Raw genomic sequence first — 21,208 nt, forward strand, 5'->3', positions numbered from 1 at the left:
GGCTCCAACAGACGCATCACCATCCGCGACAACGTGCTCTTGCCCGAACCGGACTCACCCACGATGCCCAGCGTCTCCCCCTGGTGCAGATCGAAGGACACACCCTTGACCGCCCAGAAGTCCGTGGCCTTGCCCCACGTACCGCCGCGCACCTTGAAGCGCTGGGCGACGTCCTCGACCCGCAGCAGCGGTTCGCCGGTGTTGTCGCCGGTGCCGCTCACGGGCGGAACGAAGGCCTTGAACTCGCCGGGCTCGGTGACCGTGCCGTCGCGCTGCTCCCTCTCGATCCGGTCCGCCCGGTCCTGTGCGCGGCGCTGGGCGCGGGAGACCTCGACGCGCGGCACCGCCGCCAGCAGCCCCTGGGTGTAGGGGTGTTCGGGAGCGGACAGGACCCGGCGCACGTCACCGCGCTCCACGGCCACGCCGTGGCGCATGACCACGACCTCGTCCACCGAACCGGCGACGACCGCCAGGTCGTGGGAGACCAGGATCAGGCCCATGTTCAGGTCGCGGCGCAGCTCGTCCAGCAGGTCGAGGATGCGGGCCTGCACCGTCACGTCCAGGGCGGTGGTCGGCTCGTCCGCGAGCAGCACCTTGGGGTCGCACATGAGCCCCATCGCGATGACCACGCGCTGGCGCATGCCGCCGGAGAACTCGTGCGGGTAGGAGTTGATCCGTGTGGCCGGGTCGGGGATGCCCACCCGGTCCAGGGACTCGATCGCCCGCTTGCGGGCGTCGGCCTTGGAGGCCTTCGGGTTGTGGATCCGGTAGGCCTCGACGAGCTGGTTGCCGATCGTGAACTGCGGGTGCAGCGACTGCATCGGGTCCTGGAACACCATGGCGATGTCGTTGCCGCGCATCCGCCGCAGCTGCTTGTCCGACGCCGACACCACGTCCTGGCCCGCGACCTCGATGGAGCCGGTGATGCGCGCCCGGCTGCCCCGGTGCAGGCCCATCAGCGCCAGCGAGGTCACGCTCTTGCCCGAGCCGGACTCGCCCACGATGCCGAGGGCGCCGCCGGCGGGCACCTCGAAGGACAACCCGTTCACCGCCTGGACGTCGCCGTCCATGGTCGGGAACGTCACCCTCAGGTCGTCCACGCGGACGACGGGCTCGGTCGAGGCCATGTCACATTCCTTCATTAGAGCTGGTCTGGTCGAACGCTGTCGCGCGTTACTTCGCGATCCGCACCCGCGGGTCGACGATCGGGTACAGCAGGTCGACGATCAGGTTGCAGATGACGATGAAGACGGCTCCCAGCAGGGTCACGCCCAGGATGACCGGGAGGTCCTTCGACACGATCGAGTCGATCGCGTACGCGCCGACACCGTTGAGCGAGAACACCTTCTCGGTGAGGATCGCGCCGCCGAGGACCATGCCGATGTCCAGGCCCAGGATGGTGACGATCGGGGTGAGCGTCGGGCGCAGCGCGTGCTTGAAGATCACGCGGCCCTCGCTGAGCCCCTTCGCACGGGCGGTGCGGATGTAGTCCTCGCCGAGGGTCTCCAGCATGCCCGCGCGGGTCTGCCGCGCGTACTGCGCCGCGTGCAGGAACGCCAGGGTCACCCAGGGCAGGAACATGACCTGGAACCAGGCGACCGGGTTCTCACCGAAGGGGACGTAGCGGGAGACGGGGAACAGCTCCCACTGGTGCACGAGGAACGACAGCGCCAGCAGACCCGTGAAGTAGATGGGGAGGGAAACGCCGATGAGGGCGGTGCCCATGGCGAGCCTGTCGAACAGGCTGCCCTTCTTGACCGCGGACAGGACGCCGACGGCCACGCCGCCGATGACCCAGATGACGGCCGCGCCCAGACCCAGGGAGAGGGTGACGGGCAGGCGGTCGAGCAGCTGCGGCAGGACCGGGGTGTTCGTGATGAAGGAGTAGCCGAGGCAGGGGGCGGCGCACTCGACCGTCTCCCGGCCGAAGGTGAACTCCTGGCCGAACACGAGGCTGCGGACGAACTCCAGGAACTGGACCGCGACGGGCTGGTCGAGGCCGAGGCGTTCCACGGTGGCGTCCAGCGCCTCCGGGGTGGGCGCCTTGCCCACGTACATCGCCGCCATGCCGTGCGGCGTGACGCCGGCCCAGCGGGGCAGGACGTAGAAGATCCAGAAGGTGACCGCCGTGACGACGGCGAGTAGCAAGAGTCCCGCACCCAGGCGGCGGAGAATATAGTTCAGCATCGCGGTCAGCGGCGGGGTCTCACGGGGCCGTGGACCCCGCCGCTTTCACCTGCCTTCTCGTACTAGTTCAGGCCGGTAGTGGGGCTAGCCCCGGTCCACGCCCAGCGCCATGAAGTCGTACATCATGTACGCCGGCTGGTAGTAGGCGTTGGTGAGCTCGTCGGAGCGGTAGATCAGCGTCTTGTCGAAGACGACAGGCAGGATCGCGGCGTTCTCCATGACGAGGGTGTCGATCTGCGCGTAGATCGAGGCGCGCTCGTCGGGGTCCTCGGTCTTGAGCGCGTCGTCCCAGAGGCCGTTGACCTCGGGGTCGTCGAGCTCGGAGGTGTTGAAGTTGCCGGTCTCCATGATCGCGTCGCCGTGCGTGATCTTGGAGGCGAAGCCGTAGCCGGTCGGCCAGTCCGGGCCCCAGCCCGAGACGCTCATGCCGATGTTGTTCTCACGGACGTAGTCCTGGGAACCGGCGTACTGACCGAAGAAGTCCGCGGACGGGAAGCTCTTGATCTCGGCCTCGATGCCCACGCGGGCGAGGGACTCCTGGAGGGCCTCGGCCGTCTGGACGTCCTTCTCGCGCTCGACGCGGACGGCGATGTTGGTCTTGAAGCCGTCGGCCTCGCCGCACTCCTCGAGCTTGGCCTCGGCGGCCTCGATGTCACCCTTGTTGTCCGTGGACGGGTAGAGGTTCGACTCGGGGTCCGAGCCGGGGATCGCCGGCGGGAGCAGGTTGGTGGCGAGGTCGCCACCGGTCGCGCCGCCCCAGGCGCGCCACATGCTGTCGCGGTCGGCGGCGTACATGATCGCCTGGCGGCAGGCCACGTCCTCGATGATCGGGGTGTGGATGTTCACGTAGCGCAGGGCGCCCGAGAACGGGTTGTCCAGGTTGCCCTGGACGCTCTCGTCGTCGACCAGGCGGGTGTTCATCGCCGGTCCGACGCCGACACCGGCGAGGTCGACGTCGATCTCACCGTTGACCAGGCGCTCGTCGATCTCGTCCTGGTTGACGCCGATCTCGACCTCGATGCGGTCCGGCAGGGCCGGGCGCACGGCGTCGGTCGAGGCGTCCCAGTGCTCGTTGCGCTCCAGGTTCAGCCTGACGCCGGGCTCGTAGTCGCCGTCGAACTTGTACGGGCCGGACGAGACGACGTGCTCCTGGTAGAGCTCGCCGCGGTCGGCGTCGACCGGCACGGGGGCTGTCTGCGGCTGGGTCAGCACGTTCGGGAACTCGGAGAAGGAGTCCTTGAGGTGGAAGACCAGGGTGTAGTCGTCCGGGGTCTCGATGGAGTCGAAGCCCGCGAGCGGGTCCGAACCCTCGTAGACGTTGTGGTCGGCCTGGTCCAGGTGCGCCTTGAAGTACTGCGGGCCCTCGCTGAACACGCCGCCGTTGAAGTTGGCGCGGGCGATGCCGTACTTGATGTCCTGGGCCGTGATCTCAGTGCCGTCCTCGTACTTGAGGCCTTCCTGGATCTCGACGGTCCACTCGGTGAAGTCGTCGTTGGCCTCCGGCAGGTTCGCGGCCATGTCGGGGATGAGCTCGGTGGCGGCGTCGCCCGGCTCCGGGTTGAAGGCCAGGAGCGTACGCGCGTAGTAACGGGAGAAGTTCCAGTTGAACGCGTAGTACGTGTTGGCCGGGTCGGTGGAGTCGAAGTCGCCGGCGATGGCGTACTTCAGCGTGCCACCGGTGACCTCGGACGGGTTGACGACCTCGGTGGAGCCGAGGTCGAAGGTGCCCGATCCGGAGCCGCCGCCGGTCTCGGAGGAGCCACCGCCGCAGGCGGACAGGAGGAGGGCTGCCGACGCGCCGAGCGCGACGAAGCCTAGGGTTCGTTTCCTCAAGGAAGTGCCTCTCATGCGAACCTGATGTGGGGATGGTGAGGACCCGCGGGTTGATCCACGCCCGCACGGGGAGGGGCGAGTGCCCGCCCCGTGCGAGCGAGGATCAGTCGGAGGTCTTGGGGTCGAACGCGTCGCGGAGACCGTCGCCGAAGAGGTTGAACGCGAGCACCGTGACGAAGATGGCCAGGCCCGGGAAGACGATGAAGTAGGGCGCCGTCTGGTAGAAGGGCACCGCTTCGGAGAGCATCTTTCCCCAGCTGGGCGTGGGCGGGTTGATGCCGACGCCCAGGAAGCTCAGGGCCGCCTCGAAGAGGATGTTCGTGGGGATCAGCAGCGTCGCGTAGACGACGATCGGCGTGACCAGGTTCGGGAGGATCTCCCGGAAGAGGATGTGCCGGTTGCTGGCGCCCAGGCTGCGGGCGGCTTCCACGAACTCGCGCTCGCGCAGGGAGAGCGTCTGGCCGCGGACGATGCGGGCGATGTAGGGCCAGTTGAAGAACCCGATGATGAACACGATGACGCCGATGCGCAGCCCGTTGCCTTGGAGGCCGAGCATGCCCTCGGGGATGACGCCGACGAGGGCGATCGCGAAGAGCATCAGGGGGAAGGCCAGGAAGATGTCCATGGCCCGGCTGATGACGGTGTCGACCCAGCCGCCGAGGTAGCCGGCGAGGATACCGAGGAAGGTTCCGAGGGCGACGCAGACGAGCGTGGCGAGGAAGGCCACCAGCAGGGAGATCTGCGCGCCGTAGAGGATGCGGCTGAACAGGTCGCGTCCGGTGGTCGGCTCGACGCCGAGCAGGTGGTCCCCGCTGAGGCCGCCCCAGCGGTCGACGCCGAGCTCGGGGTTCTCGGGGTCGATGTAGGGGATGCGCCGCATGGGGTCGATCAGGTCCTGGTTGAACTGGGTGGGCGGGTGCCCGAACCACTTGACCAGGAGGGGCGCGAACACCGCCGACAGGATGAGCAGTACCACGACGACGCCGGAGATCATGGCGACCTTGTCGCGTCGCAGCCGCTGCCAGGCGATCTGCCGCAGAGACCGGTTCTCGGTGTCGCTGCGACCTGCGGGGGCCGTCACTGCGACGTCCACAGCGTCGGACTGCTCAGCCGACTCAGGGACATGCGAGGGCGCGCTCATCAGGCCACCACTCTCCACTCATACGCTTCTGGCCGAGGGGAACGCGCAGATCCCACACGTGAGACCTCCGGGGGGTGACCCGTCGGGATCTCACGGTGGGGCCGGCCGGTTCTCGACGCTGGCTGGCGTGGGCGCTGGTCCGCGGGGCGGGTGGATGACCCGCCCTCGCTGACTCTGGTCGACGGGACGCGCCTCTTCGGGGAGAAGTTGGACACATCCGGGGACCGTCACGCCCGGGCTGTTACACAGCGACAAACCTACTCGCCCTTTGAACGCATATCGTCCACTATCAGCCCATGTATCTAAATCGTGACAAACACTGCCAAAAAACGTATATAACAACAAATGATGACAGAGTTCGCATTCATCCGATGACCAGCCGCGAGCTGGGACGATGCGGGGCGGGAGCGCCCCCCACGATACGTCCGCCGATGACCGTGTTCGTCCAAAGATGGCGCACACTATGGCAAGTGCTATGCGTCGCAGAGTGATGAGACGCATGCGCACTGCAAGGGAAACCCGGTTGTGACGGGGTCGTCATCGCCTCGTGAACCCGGGATCCCCCACGCTCCGTGACCGGAGCCGGTCGACGCGGGAAGGGACCTCGGGCGACCCGCGGGCCTGCCCGGGGGCCCGGGACCGCGGCAGCGGCGCGGGGACCGGAACGGCGAACGGCCCCGCGCCCTGGGGAAGGGGGAGCGGGGCCGGTGGGAAGCCGAAGGGGTCTAGGCCGCGTTCCGCGGATCATTCCGGGCTCGCGTCCCCCAGGCTTCCTCTCGCTGCGCCGACTGCGCTTGGACAGCCAAACCCGGGCTGACCTGCGCTACCCGTCTTGCGAGAGATGGCCTGGAAGCCGCTCGCGTCGATCGGCGCAAGCGCCGAGTCAACCGAAAGCATCCACAGAACGCGCCCTAGTCGATACCGCGCTTGCGCAGCAGGGCCTCGATGTCGCCGAGGTCGGAGAGGTCGTCGGCGGCTGCGGACTTCTTGGGGGAGGCCCCCACCTGACCGGCCGCGGGCCTGGCCGCGTCCGCGGCGCCCTGCCCTCCGCCGCCCCGGGCCGCCTTCGGCTCCTCGGACGCCCTGCCCCTGGGCCGGGTGCCCACGCCCCGGGCCGCCATGACGCCGGAGACCACGTAGAGGACCACCGCCACGCCGGCCAGGACCACTCCCGCCCAGACGGCGGGGTTGAACAGCAGCCCGACGAGGATGCCGATGATGCTCATGACGAACTGCCAGACGGCGTTCATCAGCCCGATCAGACCGGCGACCAGCGGAAGCAGCGACCACGCCACCCCGCGCAGACCGCGGGCGGCGCCCTTCGCACGCCACACGACGAGGGAGATCACCAGCCCCACGAGGGTGAGGCCGCCTCCCAGGATCAAACCGGTCATCCACGTCAGATTCTCAGGCATGAGCCCAGTCTCCCATTCGGCGCCGGACCGCACATCCGGTCGATCCCTTAGGGCGTGCCCCCGACCCGGCGCCCGTGACGAGGGCCCTTCCCCTCCACGGTACCCGCGCGGCACCGGGACGGAGGGAGAGCCGGTGACCCGGGCGCCGGGCCCGCCGCACCGTGGCGGTCCGGGCCCGGCAGGGAGAGAACGGAGGCGCGGTCAGCGGTCGGCGACCAGCGACTCCAGCCAGTCCAGGTCGACGCCCACGAGGCTGTCGCGGAAGACCACGCCCTCACGCGGCGGGATCTCCACATGGTTGGGCACGGCGACCGTCACGCAGCCGGCGTCGGCCGCCGAGGCCACGCCCACCACCGAGTCCTCGAAGGCGACACAGCGCTCGGGCTCCACACCCAGCCGCCGGGCGGCCCTGAGGTAGGGGTCGGGGTGCGGCTTGTTGGCCTCCACCTCGTCACCCGCGACGGAGTCGTCGAAGCTGTCGAGGCCGATCCCGCCGATCGCCGCCTGGATGAGCTGCCGCTCGGTGGAGGTCACCAGGACCACCGGCACACCGGCCTGCGACAGCATGTCGACCAGCTCCTTGGCCCCCGGACGCAGCTGCGCCCCGCCCTCGAGCTTGGTCCTGAACTTCTCGTAGAGCAGGTCGGCGACCTGGCGGGGGGTGAGGTGGTCGGCTCCGGTCAGGGCGACGATGTAGCGCCCCACGGGCTCGGCGGCGTTGCCGACGTTGGCCTCGTGGTCCCTCGGGGTCCACACCCCGCCCAGCTCCGCGACCAGCTCGGCCTCGGCCTCCCCCCACAGGTGCTCGCTCTCGATGAGGGTGCCGTCCATGTCCAGCAGCACGGCCTGGAGCCGTCTCCCGGTCCCGGTGTCGGAGGTGTCACGGGTCAGCGTGCTCGGTTCACTCATGCGTTCGGCGGCGCGCCCCGGCCCCGGCCGGAAGGAGCGCCGCACTCTCCCCTCGTGTGTGATGGGTTCCCCGCCCGCCCGCGGGGCGCCCTGCCCGCCATCGTGCCGGATCCGGGGCGCCCGCGCCGTGAAGAGGACCTGTCGGCGTCCTTTCCACACTACGAACACATGGGCGGGGACGGGAGGAGAGCTCGCCCACAGTCCCCCGGATCACGGGCGCGGCCCCGCCCCCGGTGGAGGGGCGGGGCCGCGCGGGACAGGATCAGACGTTGAAGTACGTCGCCTCCGGGTGGTGGATGACGATCGCGTCGGTGGCCTGCTCCGGCACCAACTGGTACTCCTCCGACAGGTGCACGCCCACCCGCTCGGGCGCCAGCAGGCGCACGATCTTGGCCCGGTCCTCCAGGTCGGGGCAGGCCCCGTACCCGAGGGAGAAGCGGGCGCCCCGGTAGCCGAGCTTGAAGAACGCGTCCAGCTCGGCGGGGTCCTCGCCGCCGAAGCCCAGCTCGGCGCGGACCCGCGTGTGCCAGTACTCCGCGAGCGCCTCGGTGAGCTGGACCGACAGGCCGTGCAGCTCCAGGTAGTCGCGGTAGGCGTTCTTCTCGAACAGATCGGCGGTGGCGCGGCTGATCGCCGCCCCCACGGTCACCACCTGGAAGGACACCACGTCCAGCTCCCCCGACTCCTTGGGCCGGAAGAAGTCGGACAGGCACAGGTGGCGGTCGCGGCGCTGGCGCGGGAACGTGAAGCGCGTGCGCTCCGTGCGCCCGTCGTCGTCCAGGACGACCAGGTCGTCGCCCTCGCTGTAGCACGGGTAGTGACCGTGCACCACGGCCGCCTCCAGCAGACCGTCGGTCTGGATGCGGTCGAGCCACATCCGCATGCGCGGACGGCCCTCGGTCTCCACGAGCTCCTCGTAGGAGGGTCCCTCGCCGCCGCGGGCGGCCTTGAGCCCCCACTGGCCCATGAAGGTGGCGCGCTCGTCCAGGAACGCGGCGTACTCGGCCAGCGGGATGCCCTTGCTGATCCGGTCACCCCAGAACGGCGGGGTGGGCACGGTGTTGGTGGTCGACACGTCGCTGCGCGCGGGCATCTCCTCGGGCTCGGTCACCTTGAGCTTGGCGCCCGTCTTGACGCGGCGCTGGCGCAGGGCCGGCAGCGTGGCGCCCTCGTCGCCGCGCTTGACCGCCATGAACGCGTCCATCAGGCGCAGGCCCTCGAAGGCGTCCTTGGCGTAGCGCACCTCGCCGTCGAAGGTCTCGGCCAGGTCCTGCTCCACGTAGGAGCGGGTGAGGGCGGCGCCGCCGAGGAGGACGGGGAAGCGCTCGGAGATGCCCCGGGAGTTCATCTCCTCCAGGTTCTCCCGCATGATCACCGTGGACTTGACCAGCAGCCCGGACATGCCGATGACGTCGGCGCGCTCGGTCTCGGCGGCCTCGAGGATCGCCGACACCGGCTGCTTGATGCCGATGTTGACGACGTCGTAGCCGTTGTTGGACAGGATGATGTCGACGAGGTTCTTGCCGATGTCGTGGACGTCGCCCTTGACGGTGGCGAGGACGATGCGGCCCTTGCCGTCGTCGTCGGTCTTCTCCATGTGCGGTTCGAGGAAGGCGACCGCGTTCTTCATGACCTCGGCGGACTTGAGGACGAACGGCAGCTGCATCTGGCCGGAGCCGAACAGCTCGCCGACGGTCTTCATGCCGGAGAGCAGGGTGTCGTTGACGATGGCCAGGGCCGGTCTGCTCTGCAGCGCCTCCTCCAGGTCGGCCTCGATGCCGGCGAGCTCACCGTCGATGATGCGGCGCTCCAGCCGCTCCCACAGGGGCAGCGCGGCCAGTTCCTCGGCGCGGGAGGCCCGCATGGACTTGGCGTCCACGCCCTGGAACATGTCCATGAACGTGGAGAGCGGGTCGTAGTCGCCCTCGCGCCGGTCGTAGATGAGGTCGAGGGCGACCTTGCGCTGCTCCTCGGGGATCTGGTTGGTCGGCACGATCTTGGACGCGTGCACGATCGCCGAGTCGAGCCCGGCCTGGACCGCCTCGTGCAGGAAGACCGAGTTCAGCACGATGCGTGCGGCCGGGTTGACCCCGAAGGAGAGGTTGGACAGGCCCAGGGTGGTCTGCACGTCGGGGTAGCGGCTCTTGAGCTCGCGGATCGCGTCGAGCGTCTCGATGCCGTCCCTGCGCGTCTCCTCCTGCCCCGTGGTGATGGGGAAGGTGAGGCAGTCGATCACGATGTCGCCGGTGCGCAGGCCCCAGTCGCCGGTGATCTCGTCGATGAGGCGGCTGGCGACCCGGACCTTCCACTCGGAGGTGCGGGCCTGGCCCTCCTCGTCGATGCACAGGCCGACGACGGCGGCGCCGTGCTCCTTGACGAGCTCCATGATGCGGGTGAAGCGGGAGTCGGGCCCGTCGCCGTCCTCGTAGTTGACGGAGTTGATGACCGCCCGGCCTCCCAGGGCCTCCAGTCCGGCCTCCAGGACGGGGGGCTCGGTGGAGTCCAGCATGATCGGGAGGGTGGAGGAGGTGGCGAAGCGGGAGGCGAGCTCGCGCATGTCGCTGACCCCGTCGCGGCCCACGTAGTCGATGTTGAGGTCGAGCAGGTGGGCGCCGTCGCGGATCTGGTCGCGCGCGATCTCCACGCAGTCGTCCCAGCGTTCGTCCAGCATCGCCTCGCGGAACTTCTTGGACCCGTTGGCGTTGGTGCGCTCGCCGACCGCGAGGTAGCTGGCGTCCTGCCGGAAGGGCACGCTCTGGTAGAGCGAGGAGGCCGAGGCCTCCACGAACGGCTTGCGGTTCTTGATGCCGCGCCCCTGGACGCGCTCCACGACCTGGCGCAGGTGCTCGGGGGTGGTGCCGCAGCACCCCCCGGCCAGGCTCAGGCCGAACTCGGAGGTGAAGCTGTCGTGTGCGTCGGCCAGTTCCTCCGGGGACAGCGGGTAGACCGCGCCGTTGGCGCCCAGCTCGGGCAGGCCCGCGTTGGGCATGCAGGAGATGGGGACGCGCGAGTGGTGCGAGAGGTAGCGCAGGTGCTCGCTCATCTCGGCGGGCCCTGTGGCGCAGTTGAGGCCGATCATGTCGATGCCGAGCGGCTCCAGGGAGGTCAGCGCGGCGCCGATCTCCGAACCGAGCAGCATGGTGCCCGTGGTCTCGATGGTCACCTGGGCGATGATCGGGATGTCCTTGCCCAGGGCCTTGCGAGCGCGCTGGGCCGCCACCACGGCGGCCTTGACCTGGAGCAGGTCCTGGCAGGTTTCGATGAGGATGGCGTCGGCGCCACCGTCGATGAGACCGCGGTGGCACTGTTCGTAGTAGTCCCTCAGGAGGGCGTAGGGGGCGTGCCCGAGGGTCGGCAACTTGGTGCCGGGGCCCACGGAGCCGAGGACGTAGCGGGGCTGTTCGGGGGTGGAGTAGGCGTCGGCGGCCTCGCGGGCCACCCGTGCTCCGGCCTCCGCGATCTCGTACGTCCTCTCCTCGATGCCGTACTCGGCCAGGCCCGAGAAGTTGGCGGAGAAGGTGTTCGTCTCGACGGCGTCGGAACCCACGGCAAGAAAGGCGGCATGGGTGTCGCGGACGATGTCGGGACGGGTGACGTTGAGGATGTCGTTGCATCCCTCGTGGCCCTCGAACTGGTCGAGGTCGAGATCGTGCGCCTGGAGCATGGTGCCCATCGCTCCGTCCGCCACGACAACGCGTTGGGACAGTGCTTCACGGAAGGTGAGGCGAGCTCTCATGTTCAGCAACTCTATGTGGGAGCACCGGGGCGGCCCAGTTCTGTCCCCGTGATGCGTGGCACTGGGTCGACCCGCGGCGCGGGGGCGGGTCGGGCGTCCGGGGACAGCAGCGTCCTTGTCAGTCGCTTTGTCCGAGGCTACCCCATGACGTGTTTCAGCACGTGAGACTGGTGTCCCACCGCGTGTGACGCGGGAGCCCGGGCGGAGTCCGCATAACGGTTTCCCGGGTGGGGCGGTACCCCATAGGGTGGACTCCGTCCACATGCAGGAAGGGGCCACCGATGATCAAGCTCGCCCGGGAGCTTGTCGAGCCTGTCATGGTGGCGGCGTTCGAGGGTTGGAACGACGCGGGTGAGGCGGCGAGCCTCGCCGTGGAACACCTGGCCAAGGAGTGGGGCGCGTACGAACTGTGCGCACTGGCCCCGGACGACTACTACGACTTCCAGGTGACGCGTCCCCGCATGTCCGTGGTGGAGGGCGTGGTCGGCGAGGTCGAGTGGCCGACGACACGGGTCCGGGTGGCGTCGCCGCCGGGGTCCGGACGGGACGTGGTACTGGTCACCGGCCCCGAACCGAACATGCGGTGGCGCTCGTACGCCGCCGACCTGCTGGCGATCGCGCGCGAGCTGGGTGTCACCAGGGTGGTGATGCTGGGCTCGCTGCTGGCGGACGCCCCGCACACGCGGCCGATCCCGGTGACCGGGATGGCCACGCCGGTGGACCTGGGCGCCGACATGGGGTTGGAGGCCACCACCTACTCGGGGCCGACGGGGATCCTCGGCGTCGCGCACGAGACGTTCAGCTCGGTGGGCCTGGAGACGGTGTCGCTGTGGGCGGCCATCCCCCACTACGTGGCCCAGCCGCCGTGCCCGAAGGCGACCCTGGCCCTGCTCGCGTGGGTGGAGGACTTCCTGGGGGTGCTGGTGCCCCTGGGGTCGCTGCCCGAGGAGACGTTGACGTGGGAGTCCAACGTCAACGAACTGACCGCCGAGGACGAGGACATCGCGGCGTACGTGCGCGGTCTGGAGGAGGCCAAGGACACCGCGGAGCTTCCGGAGGCCTCGGGTGACGCGATCGCCCGGGACTTCGAGCGCTACCTGCGCCGACGCGACGACGGCTGAGCCTCGGCAGGACGGGCCGTGGGCCCCGGCGACACACCCGTCGCCGGGGCCCTCCCGTGTCAGGAGGGCCCTCTCCCCGTGGGCAGGTCTCACACGCGCAGGCGGCGCCACTCCCCCGTGGCCAGGACGGCCGCCCACGCGCCGGCGATACGGGCCAGTCCGCGGCGGACCTCGTCCACCACCGCGGGGGCCAGCTGGACCCCGGTGTCGTGGGCGGGCTCCAGCCGCACGGTGACCCGGAGGCCGTCCAGGACCTTCTGGCCGCGGGCGATCGCCTCGGGGTCGGGCTCGGAGTCCCGGTCCAGGACCGCCCGGATCCCGTCGCGCAGGGCGATGGACTCGTCGAGGTCGGCGAGGGTGATGGGGATGGCGCCCTCGGTGGCCAGTCGGTGCTGGCGCAGGAACCGCGCGAGATCGGCCCGGTCCGTGAGGTGACCACCGGTGGAGACGAAGGCGGCGATGAGTTCGGCGGCCGCACTGAGCCGCGTGGGGGTAGTCATGGGGGTAATCCCACCACGCTTCGGGCGCTGATACGGGTGTTTGGACAAGCTCGTGGCCACAGGTGGTCAACCTGCGCGTGCATATCGAGACGAAGAAGAACGAACCCCGCACGGACCTCCCCGGGCCCCGGACGAACCGCGCGGTCCGGGCCGGTGCTCCTGTCGGGGCCCGCCCTCTCAGACCCCGGCCAGCGCGCTGATCCCGCCCCGGTCCTGCGGCAGGCCCAGGCCCTTGAGGTGGAACCGGAAGTCGGGGACCCCGCTCTCCCAGAGGGCGTCGTTGTCGAGCAGGACCGCCAGGTAGGCGCGCTGGACTCCGGTGAGGTCGGCGCCCGCGTCCGCGGCCGACGGGAACGCCACCCGGAGGAGCTGCCCGACGTCCGCGGCGCCCGCGCCGGTGGAGGACAGCGGCGCCACCGCGCGCAGCACCGGCAGCAGGCGTTCGGCGTCCGCGGGGGCGGACCGCTCGGCGAGCACCCTGGCCAGGGTGAACCGGACGCGGTCGGGGAAGTACGACGGACGCGACCCGAACCAGGCGTCGGCCCCGGCCGGGTCGGCGAGCGCGGCGGCCAGCTCCTCGGTGGCGGCCGGGTTGGCCGCCTGGGCGGGGGCCAGGGCGGCGCAGACCCGGATCGCCGGGTCCGCGTGGGTGAGGAACTCGGTGGTGTCCGCTCCGACCCGGCCCAGCGCGAGGACGATCACGGCGCCCTCGTCGCGGCACTCGGCCATGTCGGCGGCCCCGGACAGGTCCGGGCCGAACCCGCCCAGGCGGGCGACGGCCGCCGCGGCCTCCACCGCGCGCATGCGCGTGCCCGGGTCGGCGTGGGTGAGAAGGGGGTGGACCGCCTCGTACAGGGCCGGGGCGGCGGCGCGCATGTCCGGACCGACGCGGTTCATGAGCGCCTCCATCACGGGCTCCTCCCACACGTGGAGTGCTTCGTCCTCGTCGTCGGAGCCCAGTGCCGCGTACACGCGGTCGAGGTCGGCGGGGGACGGCTCGGGGGGAGCCTGCGCCTCGGGGACGGCGTGGTGCAGCGCGTCCTCGGCGGCCTCGGCGGCGTCGGCGAGGAACCTCAGCAGGGTGTGCCGGAACGGGGTGGTACCGCCGCCCTCGACGGCCGGTGCGTCGAGAGCGGGGCTGCCCAGGATCCCGGCGACGAACAGGGCGGCCGGCACCGTCGCGGAGTACACGGTCCCCTGGTGGAGGATCGCGCCGTACAGGTAGCCCAGTGCCCGCCTGCGTTCGCCGGGGTCGCCGGTGAGCAGGGGGGCCAGGTGTTCGGGAGCATCGGCGCCGGAGCCGTACGCGTGGAAGGTACGGGTCCAGTCGGTGTCGCGGAGTACGTCCGTGCCTGTCTGCATGTCCGGGATTGTGGCACCGCCCTCGGACGGTTCGCGGGCGTGGCGGCCCGGGGCGCAGCCGTCGGCAGCACTACACTCGGTGCGCCCGTGCCGGGGAACGCACCCAGGAAGGCCACGCCATGTCGCTCGCCCAACCGCCCACCACACCCGCGCGCAGGGCCCTGTTCCGCGCCCCGATCTGGATCTACCGGATGGGGTTGGGCGGTCTCCTCGGACGCCGGTTCGTCCTGCTCACGCACAGGGGCCGCACGACGGGCGAGGCCCGTCAGGCGGTGCTGGAGGTGGTGGGCCGCAACGACGCCACCGGGGCGGTGCTGGTGGCCTCCGGGTACGGTCGGCGCTCCCAGTGGTTCCGCAACATCGGCGCCGAGCCGAGGGTGCTGTTCCAGGTGGGCGGTCGGCGCCACAGGGGCACCGCCACCGTGCTCTCCCCGAGCGAGTCCGGTGAGGCGCTGGCGCACTACGCGCAGCAGTACCCGGAGGCGGCGGTGGCGCTGATGCAGGGGCTCGGCCACGAGGTGGACGGCAGCCCCGAGTCCTTCGAGCGTGTGGGGGCCGACCCCGAGAACGGCATCCCGGTGGTGCGGCTCAACCCCGACGACCCGCCGGGTTCGCACTACCCTGACTTCTCCGCGCCCTGACCCGGCGCCGGGGCGGCGGCCGGGCCGCGATGCCGAGGCGCGGCGAGGGCACGGCGCCGATCGGCTCGTGTTCACGCGGTTCGACGACCTGTGCGAGGCGGTTGAATCGGGTAGGAGAGAAGGCAGCGACGGAGCGCGGACCCCGCGCGCCCGCGGCCGCGGTGCCGGAGGAGAAGGAGCGGTGATGGACGGCAAAACCCTGCAGGACACGGCCCACGAGCACACCGAGTTCCTGGCGGAGTCCGGGTTGGAGCACCCTTTCGGACCCGACTGGGAGGTCTTCAAGGTCCGGGGCAAGGTGTTCATGCTCATGACCGACGTCCCCGGCAAGCCGGTCGTGATCCTCAAGTCCGACCCCGGTGAGGCCGAAGCCCTGCGCAAGACCCACGCCGACATCACACCCGGCTACCACATGAACAAGAGACACTGGATCACCCTCGCGCCCGGCGACTCGATCGACGAGAAGCTGGTTCGGGAACTGGTGACCGAGTCCTACCAGCTCGTGGTGGACAACCTGCCCCGGTCCCGCCGCCCCGCCGGGTCCGCGACCGCCGGTACCCGGAGCTAGGACCGGCCGTGGGCATCACCGCGGAGCAGATCCAACAGACCGCACGCGACGCGGCCCGGAACCTGCCCGGAGCCGACCACGGGCGGCCCTTCGTCGACAAGCTGGACGTGTACAAGGTGGCGGGCAAGGTCTTCCTGATCGTCACCGACGACCCCGACGAGCGCATCATCACCGTCAAGGTCGAACCCGACCACGGCCGCTCCCTACGTCGGCGGTACTCCTCGATCACCCCGGGCCGCTACCTCGACAAGACGCATTGGACCTCCGTGGGCGCCCATGAGGAGATCACCGCGCACCTGGTCCGTGACCTCGTGGACCACTCCTACGAACTCGTCCTGGACTCCGTCCCCCGGGCCCGCCGCCCCCGGGCGGACAGTGGCAGTCGGCGGAAGCAGTGAAAGGACCGCGCAGGGGGCGGACAGGGCGAGCGGCCATGGGCAGGCGTTTTCGCAGGCCAGGGACCCATGCGTCCGAGCGGGGTGGTCCAGCGACCCGGTGTGGTGCGTCCCGCCCCTGTCCGGCCGACCTTGTCGGCCCCGGTAGGGGGTCCCCGTCGGAGGGCACCGGTGCGGCGTGCCCGACCCCGGGACGGGGTCGGGCACACGGTGGTTCCTCTACAGTTCGACGCCCAGGAGGGTGTCGACCGTGGCCCGCACCAGTGCGGGCGCCGCGGTGTCCGCGCCCCCCGCGGTGAGGGCGGTGCCGGCCCAGGCGTCCACGGCGGCCAGCGCGGCGGGCGAGTCCAGGTCGTCGGCCAGGGCGGCGCGCACGGCGGCCAGCACGGGAGCGGCGTCCGGTCCGGCACCCAGGGCGAAGGCCTCGCGCCAGCGGGCGGCCCGCCCGGTGGCGGCGGGGAGCTCGACGTCGGTCCACTCCCACGGTGCGCGGTAGTGGTGCGTGAGCATGGCCAGGCGGATCACGGCCGGTTCGACGCCCTGCTCGCGCAGCTTGGACACGAACACGAGGTTGCCCAGGGACTTGGACATCTTCTCGCCGTTGAGGCCGACCATGCCGACGTGCAGGTGGTGCTGGGCGTTGGGGCCGCCCGTCGTACAGCGGGTCTCGGCCGCGCCCATCTCGTGGTGCGGGAAGATGAGGTCGCTGCCGCCGCCGTTGAGGTCGAAGTTCGGGCCGAGCCTGTCCAGGGCGATGGCGCTGCACTCGATGTGCCAGCCGGGGCGACCGCGCCCGAGGGGGCTGTCCCAGGCGGGTTCGCCGGGGCGTTCCGCGCGCCACAGCAGCCAGTCGAGCGGGTCCTTCTTGTCGGTCCGCCCGGGGTCGCCGCCGCGCTGGCCGAAGACCTCCAGCATCTCGTCACGGCTCATGTGGCTGATCTCGCCGAAGTGCCTGGCCTCGGCCATGGAGAAGTACAGGTCGCCGTCGATCTCGTAGGCGGCGCCGGTGTCCCGGATGCGCGCGGCGAGGTCGCTGATGAGGTCGACGGACTCCACGACCCCGACGTAGGAGGTCGGGGGGATGATCCGCAGCGCGGCCATGTCGTCGCGGAAGACGTCGATCTCGCGGTGGGCGAGGTCGCGCCAGTCGACGGCCAGGGCCTCGGCCCGCTCCAGGAGCGGGTCGTCGATGTCGGTGGTGTTCTGCACGTAGTCGACGTCGTGGCCGGCGTCGCGCCAGACCCGGTTGACCAGGTCGAAGGTGAGGTACGTGAACGCGTGGCCGAGGTGGGCGGCGTCGTAGGGGGTGATGCCGCAGGCGTACATCCCCGCCCGGGGCCCCGGCGTCGTCGTCTCTATCCGTCCGGTGGTGGTGTCGTGGATACGGAGGGGGCCGCCGTTACCCGGCAGGGGGACGATGTCAGGCGCAGACCATGAACGCATACCCGGAAGACTATCCGCACGGCCGTGCGACAAACGTCCGGGGACAGGTGGACATGGTGGGTGATGATCACCCCAGCACCGCTGGGAATACCGGTGTGTCCGCCCTCCGGTCAGCGGGGCGCGGCGACGTCGCGGCGCCCTCTGCCGATGAGGAACGCGCCGAACACCGCGGCGGCGGCGCACACCGCCGCGAGCTCCTCGTTGCCCAGCCGCCAGTGCAGCAGTGCGGCACTGACCGAGACCACGTAGAGGAGCCAGTACGAACCGGTCTCCATGAGATTGCGGTGACGACCCTCCATGCTTCCCCCTACCTCGTACGCGTGACTCCCACGCGCTCGACGGCGCAAGCACCGTCTCTCTCAGAGACGCCGTGGTCACACAGGGGGTTGACAGAAGTGTCCCACCAACAATGTGACGGTGGTTATGGGGACGACTCCGACACGTCCCACCAGGACATACAGGACACGGAACGGCTCGCGGAGCCGTGGTGGGCGAGATCCCCAGTGGGACAGGAGGGGCTGGTGTCGTCGAGCACCGGTGCCCCCGGTGCGCCAGGCGTCCCGCGTCGTCGCGGCAGGAAGCAGGGGGCCGGAGCGCGGGCGAGGGAGGGCGTGGACCCTCCGGTGAGCGGGCCGCGGCGCGCCGACCGGGCCCGGCCCGTGGCCGTGGCCGCGTGTGCGGCCAGGGCGCGGGCGGGGCGAGGTGGGACGTGGGGGCGCGGGCATGGTGCGGGTCCGCGCGGTCCCACCGGACGGGAGCATCCGGCGGAGATGGGAAAGGTTTCGGGAGGGGTCGGGCGGGCCTGGGCGGCCGGGGCCGCCGTGGTCAGGGCCGGGCCGCGGCGGCCAACTCCAGGTGGTCCAGTTCGTCGGTCACGCTCACCAGGCCGGGGTCGCCGTCGGGTCCGAATTCGGCGATCTCCGCCTGGACGGCGCGCAGGCGCCAGCGCGCGCGGGCCGTGTCACGGCGGGCGGCGCGCGCGAACGCGTCGGAGGTGAGGTGGGCCTGGTGGTGTGCGGTGGCGCTCATGGGCGGTCCTTCGGGATGGGTCGGTGTTCAGGAAAGCCCCGGGATCACGGTTCGACGCGTCTTCCGCGCCCCGGGTTCACCAGGTACACGGTCCCGCGCCGCGCCTATGACGCGGTTTCGGAATCCTTTCGCCGCCCTCACAGGTCAGCACATCGGCCCGGCAGTGACACCGGTCCCTCCAACACCGTCTTCCGGTAACTCTTCCTCTCTCCCTCCCCTTCCTGCACTGCCCTACTCCCCCGTGGCCGCTGTTCCTGTCCGCGACGCGGTTCGGCCGCACCGACCGGTGCGTCATGCCAGGTCGGAGCACTGGACGCCCGCCCGCCACGGGTGGAGGCGCGAGTTCCGGCCGGTCCGTGCCCACCGGAGCGCGTGCCCGGTTCCGGGGCGCGCGCCACCCCCACCAGGAGAACAGAAAGGTTGGATAGGCTAACCTAACTCACATCGGGCCCGCCCGCCCTCCGGCGGCGCCTCCGCCCCCTCCCCATCCCTTCCCGCGAAGAAGAGGACGCCATGCGCATCCAGCACCCCGAACGCCGCGCGATGGTCCGCGCCCACGTCGTCCGCGTCCGACCCACGGGACAGCACTTCGTCACGGTGACCTTGGGCGGCGACGGGCTCGCGGACTTCGACTTCCTCGGCCTGGACCAGTGCACCCGGCTCTTCCTGCCCCGGGAGGGACAGGACTCCCTGCGCATTCCCACGGCCGCGCACAACGGCTGGATCGCCCAGTACTACCTGATCCCCCTCGCCGAACGGCCGCACATCCGCAACTACACCGCCCGACGCTTCGACGCGGAGCGCCAGGAGCTGGACATCGAGTTCGTCACCCACGGGGACGGCGGCCCGGCCTCCGCGTGGGCGTCGGCGGCCGAGCCCGGCGACGAGGTCGGACTGTTCGCGGAGGGCTACTGCTACCTGCCGCCGGAGGACGCGGACTGGCACCTGCTGGTGGGCGACGAGAGCGCGCTCCCGGCACTGCTGTCCATCATCGAGCAGGCCCCCGCGGACCTGCGCGCCGAGGCCTTCCTGGAGGTGCCCGGCGAGGGGGACGTCCGTGAGGTGGAGGCCCCCGAGGGCGTCAGCGTCCACTGGCTGCCGCGCGGGGACGGGGCGGGGGTGCCCGGCGCGCTCGCCCTGGAGACCGTCCTGTCCGCGGACCTCCCCGAGGGGACGCCCTACTGCTTCGTGGCCGGGGAGAGGGGCCTTCCGACCGGCCTCCGCAGAGCCCTGGTGCGCGAGCGCGGGGTCCCCCGGGGGAACGTCTCCTTCATGGGCTACTGGCGTCACGGCGCGGCGGCCCACAAGTAGGGGCGCGGTCCGGCAGGACAAGGAAAGGGCGGCCGGTGCTGGGCGGTGTGCAGGTGCGCGTCGCGGAGCCGGCGCGGGCGGGAGCCGCCGGACCGGCCGCAACGCCCCCGCGAGGGCCGGACCGGGGCCGACCTCTCCTCGGGGCCGAGGAGAAGAACAGGGCGCTGACCTCTTGCGCACCGAGATGACTAAACGTACAGTAACTTTACAATCCGATGGGTCACGCGACGACCACGCTGGGTCGCCATCACCGTGCCCTCCCCGGGTCCGCCGTTCGACGGCCCGACTCCGCCCGCTGACCGCCCCGCCCACGCGGGGCCTCCCCCCGGAGCAGCCCATGCGCACCGAGCGCCCCCACCGCAGGTTCCTGGCCCCCGTGGCCACGGCGGCCCTCACCCTCCTGGCCCTCCTCTCCCCCGGCGCCGCCTCCGCGGCCACGGCACCGGCCTCCGCGACGCCCGCCTCCGACACGGTGGGCGCTCAGGCCCTCGTGTGGTCCGACGAGTTCAACGGCTCGGCGGGCAGCGCACCCAACCCCGCCAACTGGAACCACGAGACCGGCAACCACGGCTGGGGCAACAACGAGCTCCAGAACTACACGAACAGCCGCAACAACTCCGCCCTCGACGGCAACGGCAACCTCGTCATCACCGCGCGCCAGGAAGCCAACGGCTCCTACACCTCGGCCCGCATGACCACCAAGAACAAGGTCCAGCCGCAGTACGGCCGCATCGAGGCCCGCATCCAGATCCCCCGGGGCCAGGGCATCTGGCCCGCGTTCTGGATGCTGGGCGGCAACTTCCCGGGGACTCCGTGGCCCAACTCGGGCGAGATCGACATCATGGAGAACATCGGACGTGAACCCCACCTGGTCCACGGCTCGCTCCACGGTCCCGGCTACTCCGGCGGCAACCCCCTGACCGGCTCGTACATGCACCCGCAGGGCTGGTCGTTCGCCGACACGTTCCACACGTTCGCCGTGGACTGGCGGCCCGGCTCGATCACGTGGTCGGTCAACGGCAACGCCTACCAGACCTACACCTCCGCGGACACGCGCGGGAACCCCTGGGTCTACAACCAGCAGTTCTTCATGATCCTCAACGTGGCCGTGGGCGGAAACTGGCCCGGCTACCCGGACGGCAGCACCCAGCTCCCGCAGCGGATGGTCGTCGACTACGTGCGCGTCTACTCGCTCTAGCGCGAAGAGCACCAAGGCGTACCGCCGCCGTCCACCGGGGCTTCCCCACCCGGTGGACGGCGACGACTGTGAGACGGGCGGGGTCGAAGGGGACGGGCCGCCGTGGTCGAGCCCACGTCCCGGTTCGTCTCGACGCCCGGCCGAGGAGCACGGGTTCTTCGTCTCGCCCCCGCCCCTGGCACCCGCCGCCCGGTGACCGCAAACCGCGGACCGCTCCACGGTGCCCATCGCAGGAGCGCCCGGCGGCCAGAGGATCGGGCCGGGCCGCCCCCGGGCCGGTCGGCGCACGGGTCGCCCAGCGGCCCGTGCGCTCGTCCTCGGTCCGGTCAGCACGTCCGACGGCACGGGGCCCGGAGCGGTGCGGCGCGCGGTCCGTCGAAGCGCGTGGGGCTGGGCGATGGCCCCTCCGGTGTCCGGAC

Annotated in this window: 18 protein-coding genes; 6 read left to right on the forward strand and 12 right to left on the reverse strand. The window is 70.9% G+C overall.

What is annotated here, in order from left to right:
* The 7 genes from Q8791_RS27345 to metH form a co-directional block, all read right to left on the reverse strand.
* On the reverse strand, positions 1 to 1,127 hold a 1,127-nt coding region (locus Q8791_RS27345), incomplete at its 3' end, for an ABC transporter ATP-binding protein (protein ID WP_330094704.1).
* Positions 1,128 to 1,173: 46 nt separating this feature from the next.
* Positions 1,174 to 2,187 (reverse strand): ABC transporter permease, encoded by a 1,014-nt coding sequence (locus tag Q8791_RS27350; protein WP_330094705.1) that lies wholly within the window; start codon positions 2,185 to 2,187, stop codon positions 1,174 to 1,176.
* Between the two features lie 84 nt (positions 2,188 to 2,271).
* The gene (locus tag Q8791_RS27355; protein ID WP_330094706.1) at positions 2,272 to 4,020 is read right to left on the reverse strand and encodes an ABC transporter substrate-binding protein; all 1,749 of its coding nucleotides are present in this window, start codon (positions 4,018 to 4,020) and stop codon (positions 2,272 to 2,274) included.
* Between the two features lie 103 nt (positions 4,021 to 4,123).
* On the reverse strand, positions 4,124 to 5,161 hold the full coding sequence (locus tag Q8791_RS27360; RefSeq protein WP_330094707.1) for an ABC transporter permease: 1,038 nt from the start codon (positions 5,159 to 5,161) through the stop codon (positions 4,124 to 4,126).
* A 911-nt stretch (positions 5,162 to 6,072) separates the two neighbouring features.
* Positions 6,073 to 6,576: a cellulose synthase gene (locus tag Q8791_RS27365; RefSeq protein ID WP_330094708.1), complete on the reverse strand. Its 504-nt coding sequence runs from the start codon at positions 6,574 to 6,576 to the stop codon at positions 6,073 to 6,075.
* A 201-nt stretch (positions 6,577 to 6,777) separates the two neighbouring features.
* The gene (locus tag Q8791_RS27370; protein ID WP_330094709.1) at positions 6,778 to 7,485 is read right to left on the reverse strand and encodes an HAD family hydrolase; all 708 of its coding nucleotides are present in this window, start codon (positions 7,483 to 7,485) and stop codon (positions 6,778 to 6,780) included.
* Positions 7,486 to 7,747: 262 nt separating this feature from the next.
* Positions 7,748 to 11,221: a methionine synthase gene (gene metH / locus Q8791_RS27375; RefSeq protein ID WP_330094710.1), complete on the reverse strand. Its 3,474-nt coding sequence runs from the start codon at positions 11,219 to 11,221 to the stop codon at positions 7,748 to 7,750.
* A 281-nt stretch (positions 11,222 to 11,502) separates the two neighbouring features.
* On the opposite strand from metH, the gene Q8791_RS27380 reads away from it, so the two are divergent.
* Positions 11,503 to 12,342, forward strand: a complete 840-nt coding sequence (locus Q8791_RS27380; RefSeq protein ID WP_330094711.1) for a PAC2 family protein — start codon at positions 11,503 to 11,505, stop codon at positions 12,340 to 12,342.
* An 89-nt stretch (positions 12,343 to 12,431) separates the two neighbouring features.
* On the opposite strand, the gene Q8791_RS27385 is transcribed toward Q8791_RS27380, so the two are convergent.
* Both Q8791_RS27385 and Q8791_RS27390 read right to left on the reverse strand, forming a co-directional pair.
* A complete protein-coding gene (locus Q8791_RS27385) occupies positions 12,432 to 12,842 on the reverse strand; it encodes an ABATE domain-containing protein (RefSeq protein ID WP_330094712.1) in 411 nt (136 codons plus the stop codon).
* A gap of 177 nt (positions 12,843 to 13,019) precedes the next feature.
* Positions 13,020 to 14,204, reverse strand: a complete 1,185-nt coding sequence (locus tag Q8791_RS27390) for a hypothetical protein (protein ID WP_330094713.1) — start codon at positions 14,202 to 14,204, stop codon at positions 13,020 to 13,022.
* A gap of 119 nt (positions 14,205 to 14,323) precedes the next feature.
* Between Q8791_RS27390 and Q8791_RS27395 the strand changes: the two genes are divergently transcribed.
* The 3 genes from Q8791_RS27395 (at position 14,324) to Q8791_RS27405 (ending at position 15,811) form a co-directional block, all read left to right on the forward strand.
* Positions 14,324 to 14,845, forward strand: a complete 522-nt coding sequence (locus tag Q8791_RS27395) for a nitroreductase family deazaflavin-dependent oxidoreductase (protein ID WP_330094714.1) — start codon at positions 14,324 to 14,326, stop codon at positions 14,843 to 14,845.
* 184 nt (positions 14,846 to 15,029) lie between these two features.
* Positions 15,030 to 15,413, forward strand: a complete 384-nt coding sequence (locus Q8791_RS27400) for an MmcQ/YjbR family DNA-binding protein (RefSeq protein WP_330094715.1) — start codon at positions 15,030 to 15,032, stop codon at positions 15,411 to 15,413.
* Between the two features lie 8 nt (positions 15,414 to 15,421).
* On the forward strand, positions 15,422 to 15,811 hold the full coding sequence (locus Q8791_RS27405; protein ID WP_330094716.1) for an MmcQ/YjbR family DNA-binding protein: 390 nt from the start codon (positions 15,422 to 15,424) through the stop codon (positions 15,809 to 15,811).
* Positions 15,812 to 16,027: 216 nt separating this feature from the next.
* Here Q8791_RS27405 and mshC read toward each other — a convergent pair whose 3' ends face one another.
* The 3 genes from mshC to Q8791_RS27420 all read right to left on the reverse strand — a co-directional run bounded on the left by mshC (position 16,028) and on the right by Q8791_RS27420 (position 18,280).
* The gene (gene mshC / locus Q8791_RS27410) at positions 16,028 to 17,251 is read right to left on the reverse strand and encodes a cysteine--1-D-myo-inosityl 2-amino-2-deoxy-alpha-D-glucopyranoside ligase (RefSeq protein ID WP_330094717.1); all 1,224 of its coding nucleotides are present in this window, start codon (positions 17,249 to 17,251) and stop codon (positions 16,028 to 16,030) included.
* Between the two features lie 110 nt (positions 17,252 to 17,361).
* Positions 17,362 to 17,550 (reverse strand): hypothetical protein, encoded by a 189-nt coding sequence (locus Q8791_RS27415; RefSeq protein ID WP_330094718.1) that lies wholly within the window; start codon positions 17,548 to 17,550, stop codon positions 17,362 to 17,364.
* Between the two features lie 526 nt (positions 17,551 to 18,076).
* Positions 18,077 to 18,280: a hypothetical protein gene (locus Q8791_RS27420; RefSeq protein WP_330094719.1), complete on the reverse strand. Its 204-nt coding sequence runs from the start codon at positions 18,278 to 18,280 to the stop codon at positions 18,077 to 18,079.
* A gap of 513 nt (positions 18,281 to 18,793) precedes the next feature.
* Between Q8791_RS27420 and Q8791_RS27425 the strand changes: the two genes are divergently transcribed.
* Together Q8791_RS27425 and Q8791_RS27430 are read left to right on the forward strand one after the other, a co-directional pair.
* The gene (locus Q8791_RS27425; RefSeq protein WP_330094720.1) at positions 18,794 to 19,591 is read left to right on the forward strand and encodes a siderophore-interacting protein; all 798 of its coding nucleotides are present in this window, start codon (positions 18,794 to 18,796) and stop codon (positions 19,589 to 19,591) included.
* A 337-nt stretch (positions 19,592 to 19,928) separates the two neighbouring features.
* Positions 19,929 to 20,789 carry a glycoside hydrolase family 16 protein gene (locus tag Q8791_RS27430; protein WP_330094721.1) on the forward strand — a complete coding sequence of 287 codons (861 nt, stop codon included), beginning with the start codon at positions 19,929 to 19,931 and terminating at the stop codon, positions 20,787 to 20,789.
* Positions 20,790 to 21,208: the final 419 nt, after the last annotated feature.

Source organism: Nocardiopsis codii (genome assembly GCF_036327455.1).
Taxonomy (GTDB): Bacteria; Actinomycetota; Actinomycetes; order Streptosporangiales; family Streptosporangiaceae; genus Nocardiopsis; species Nocardiopsis codii.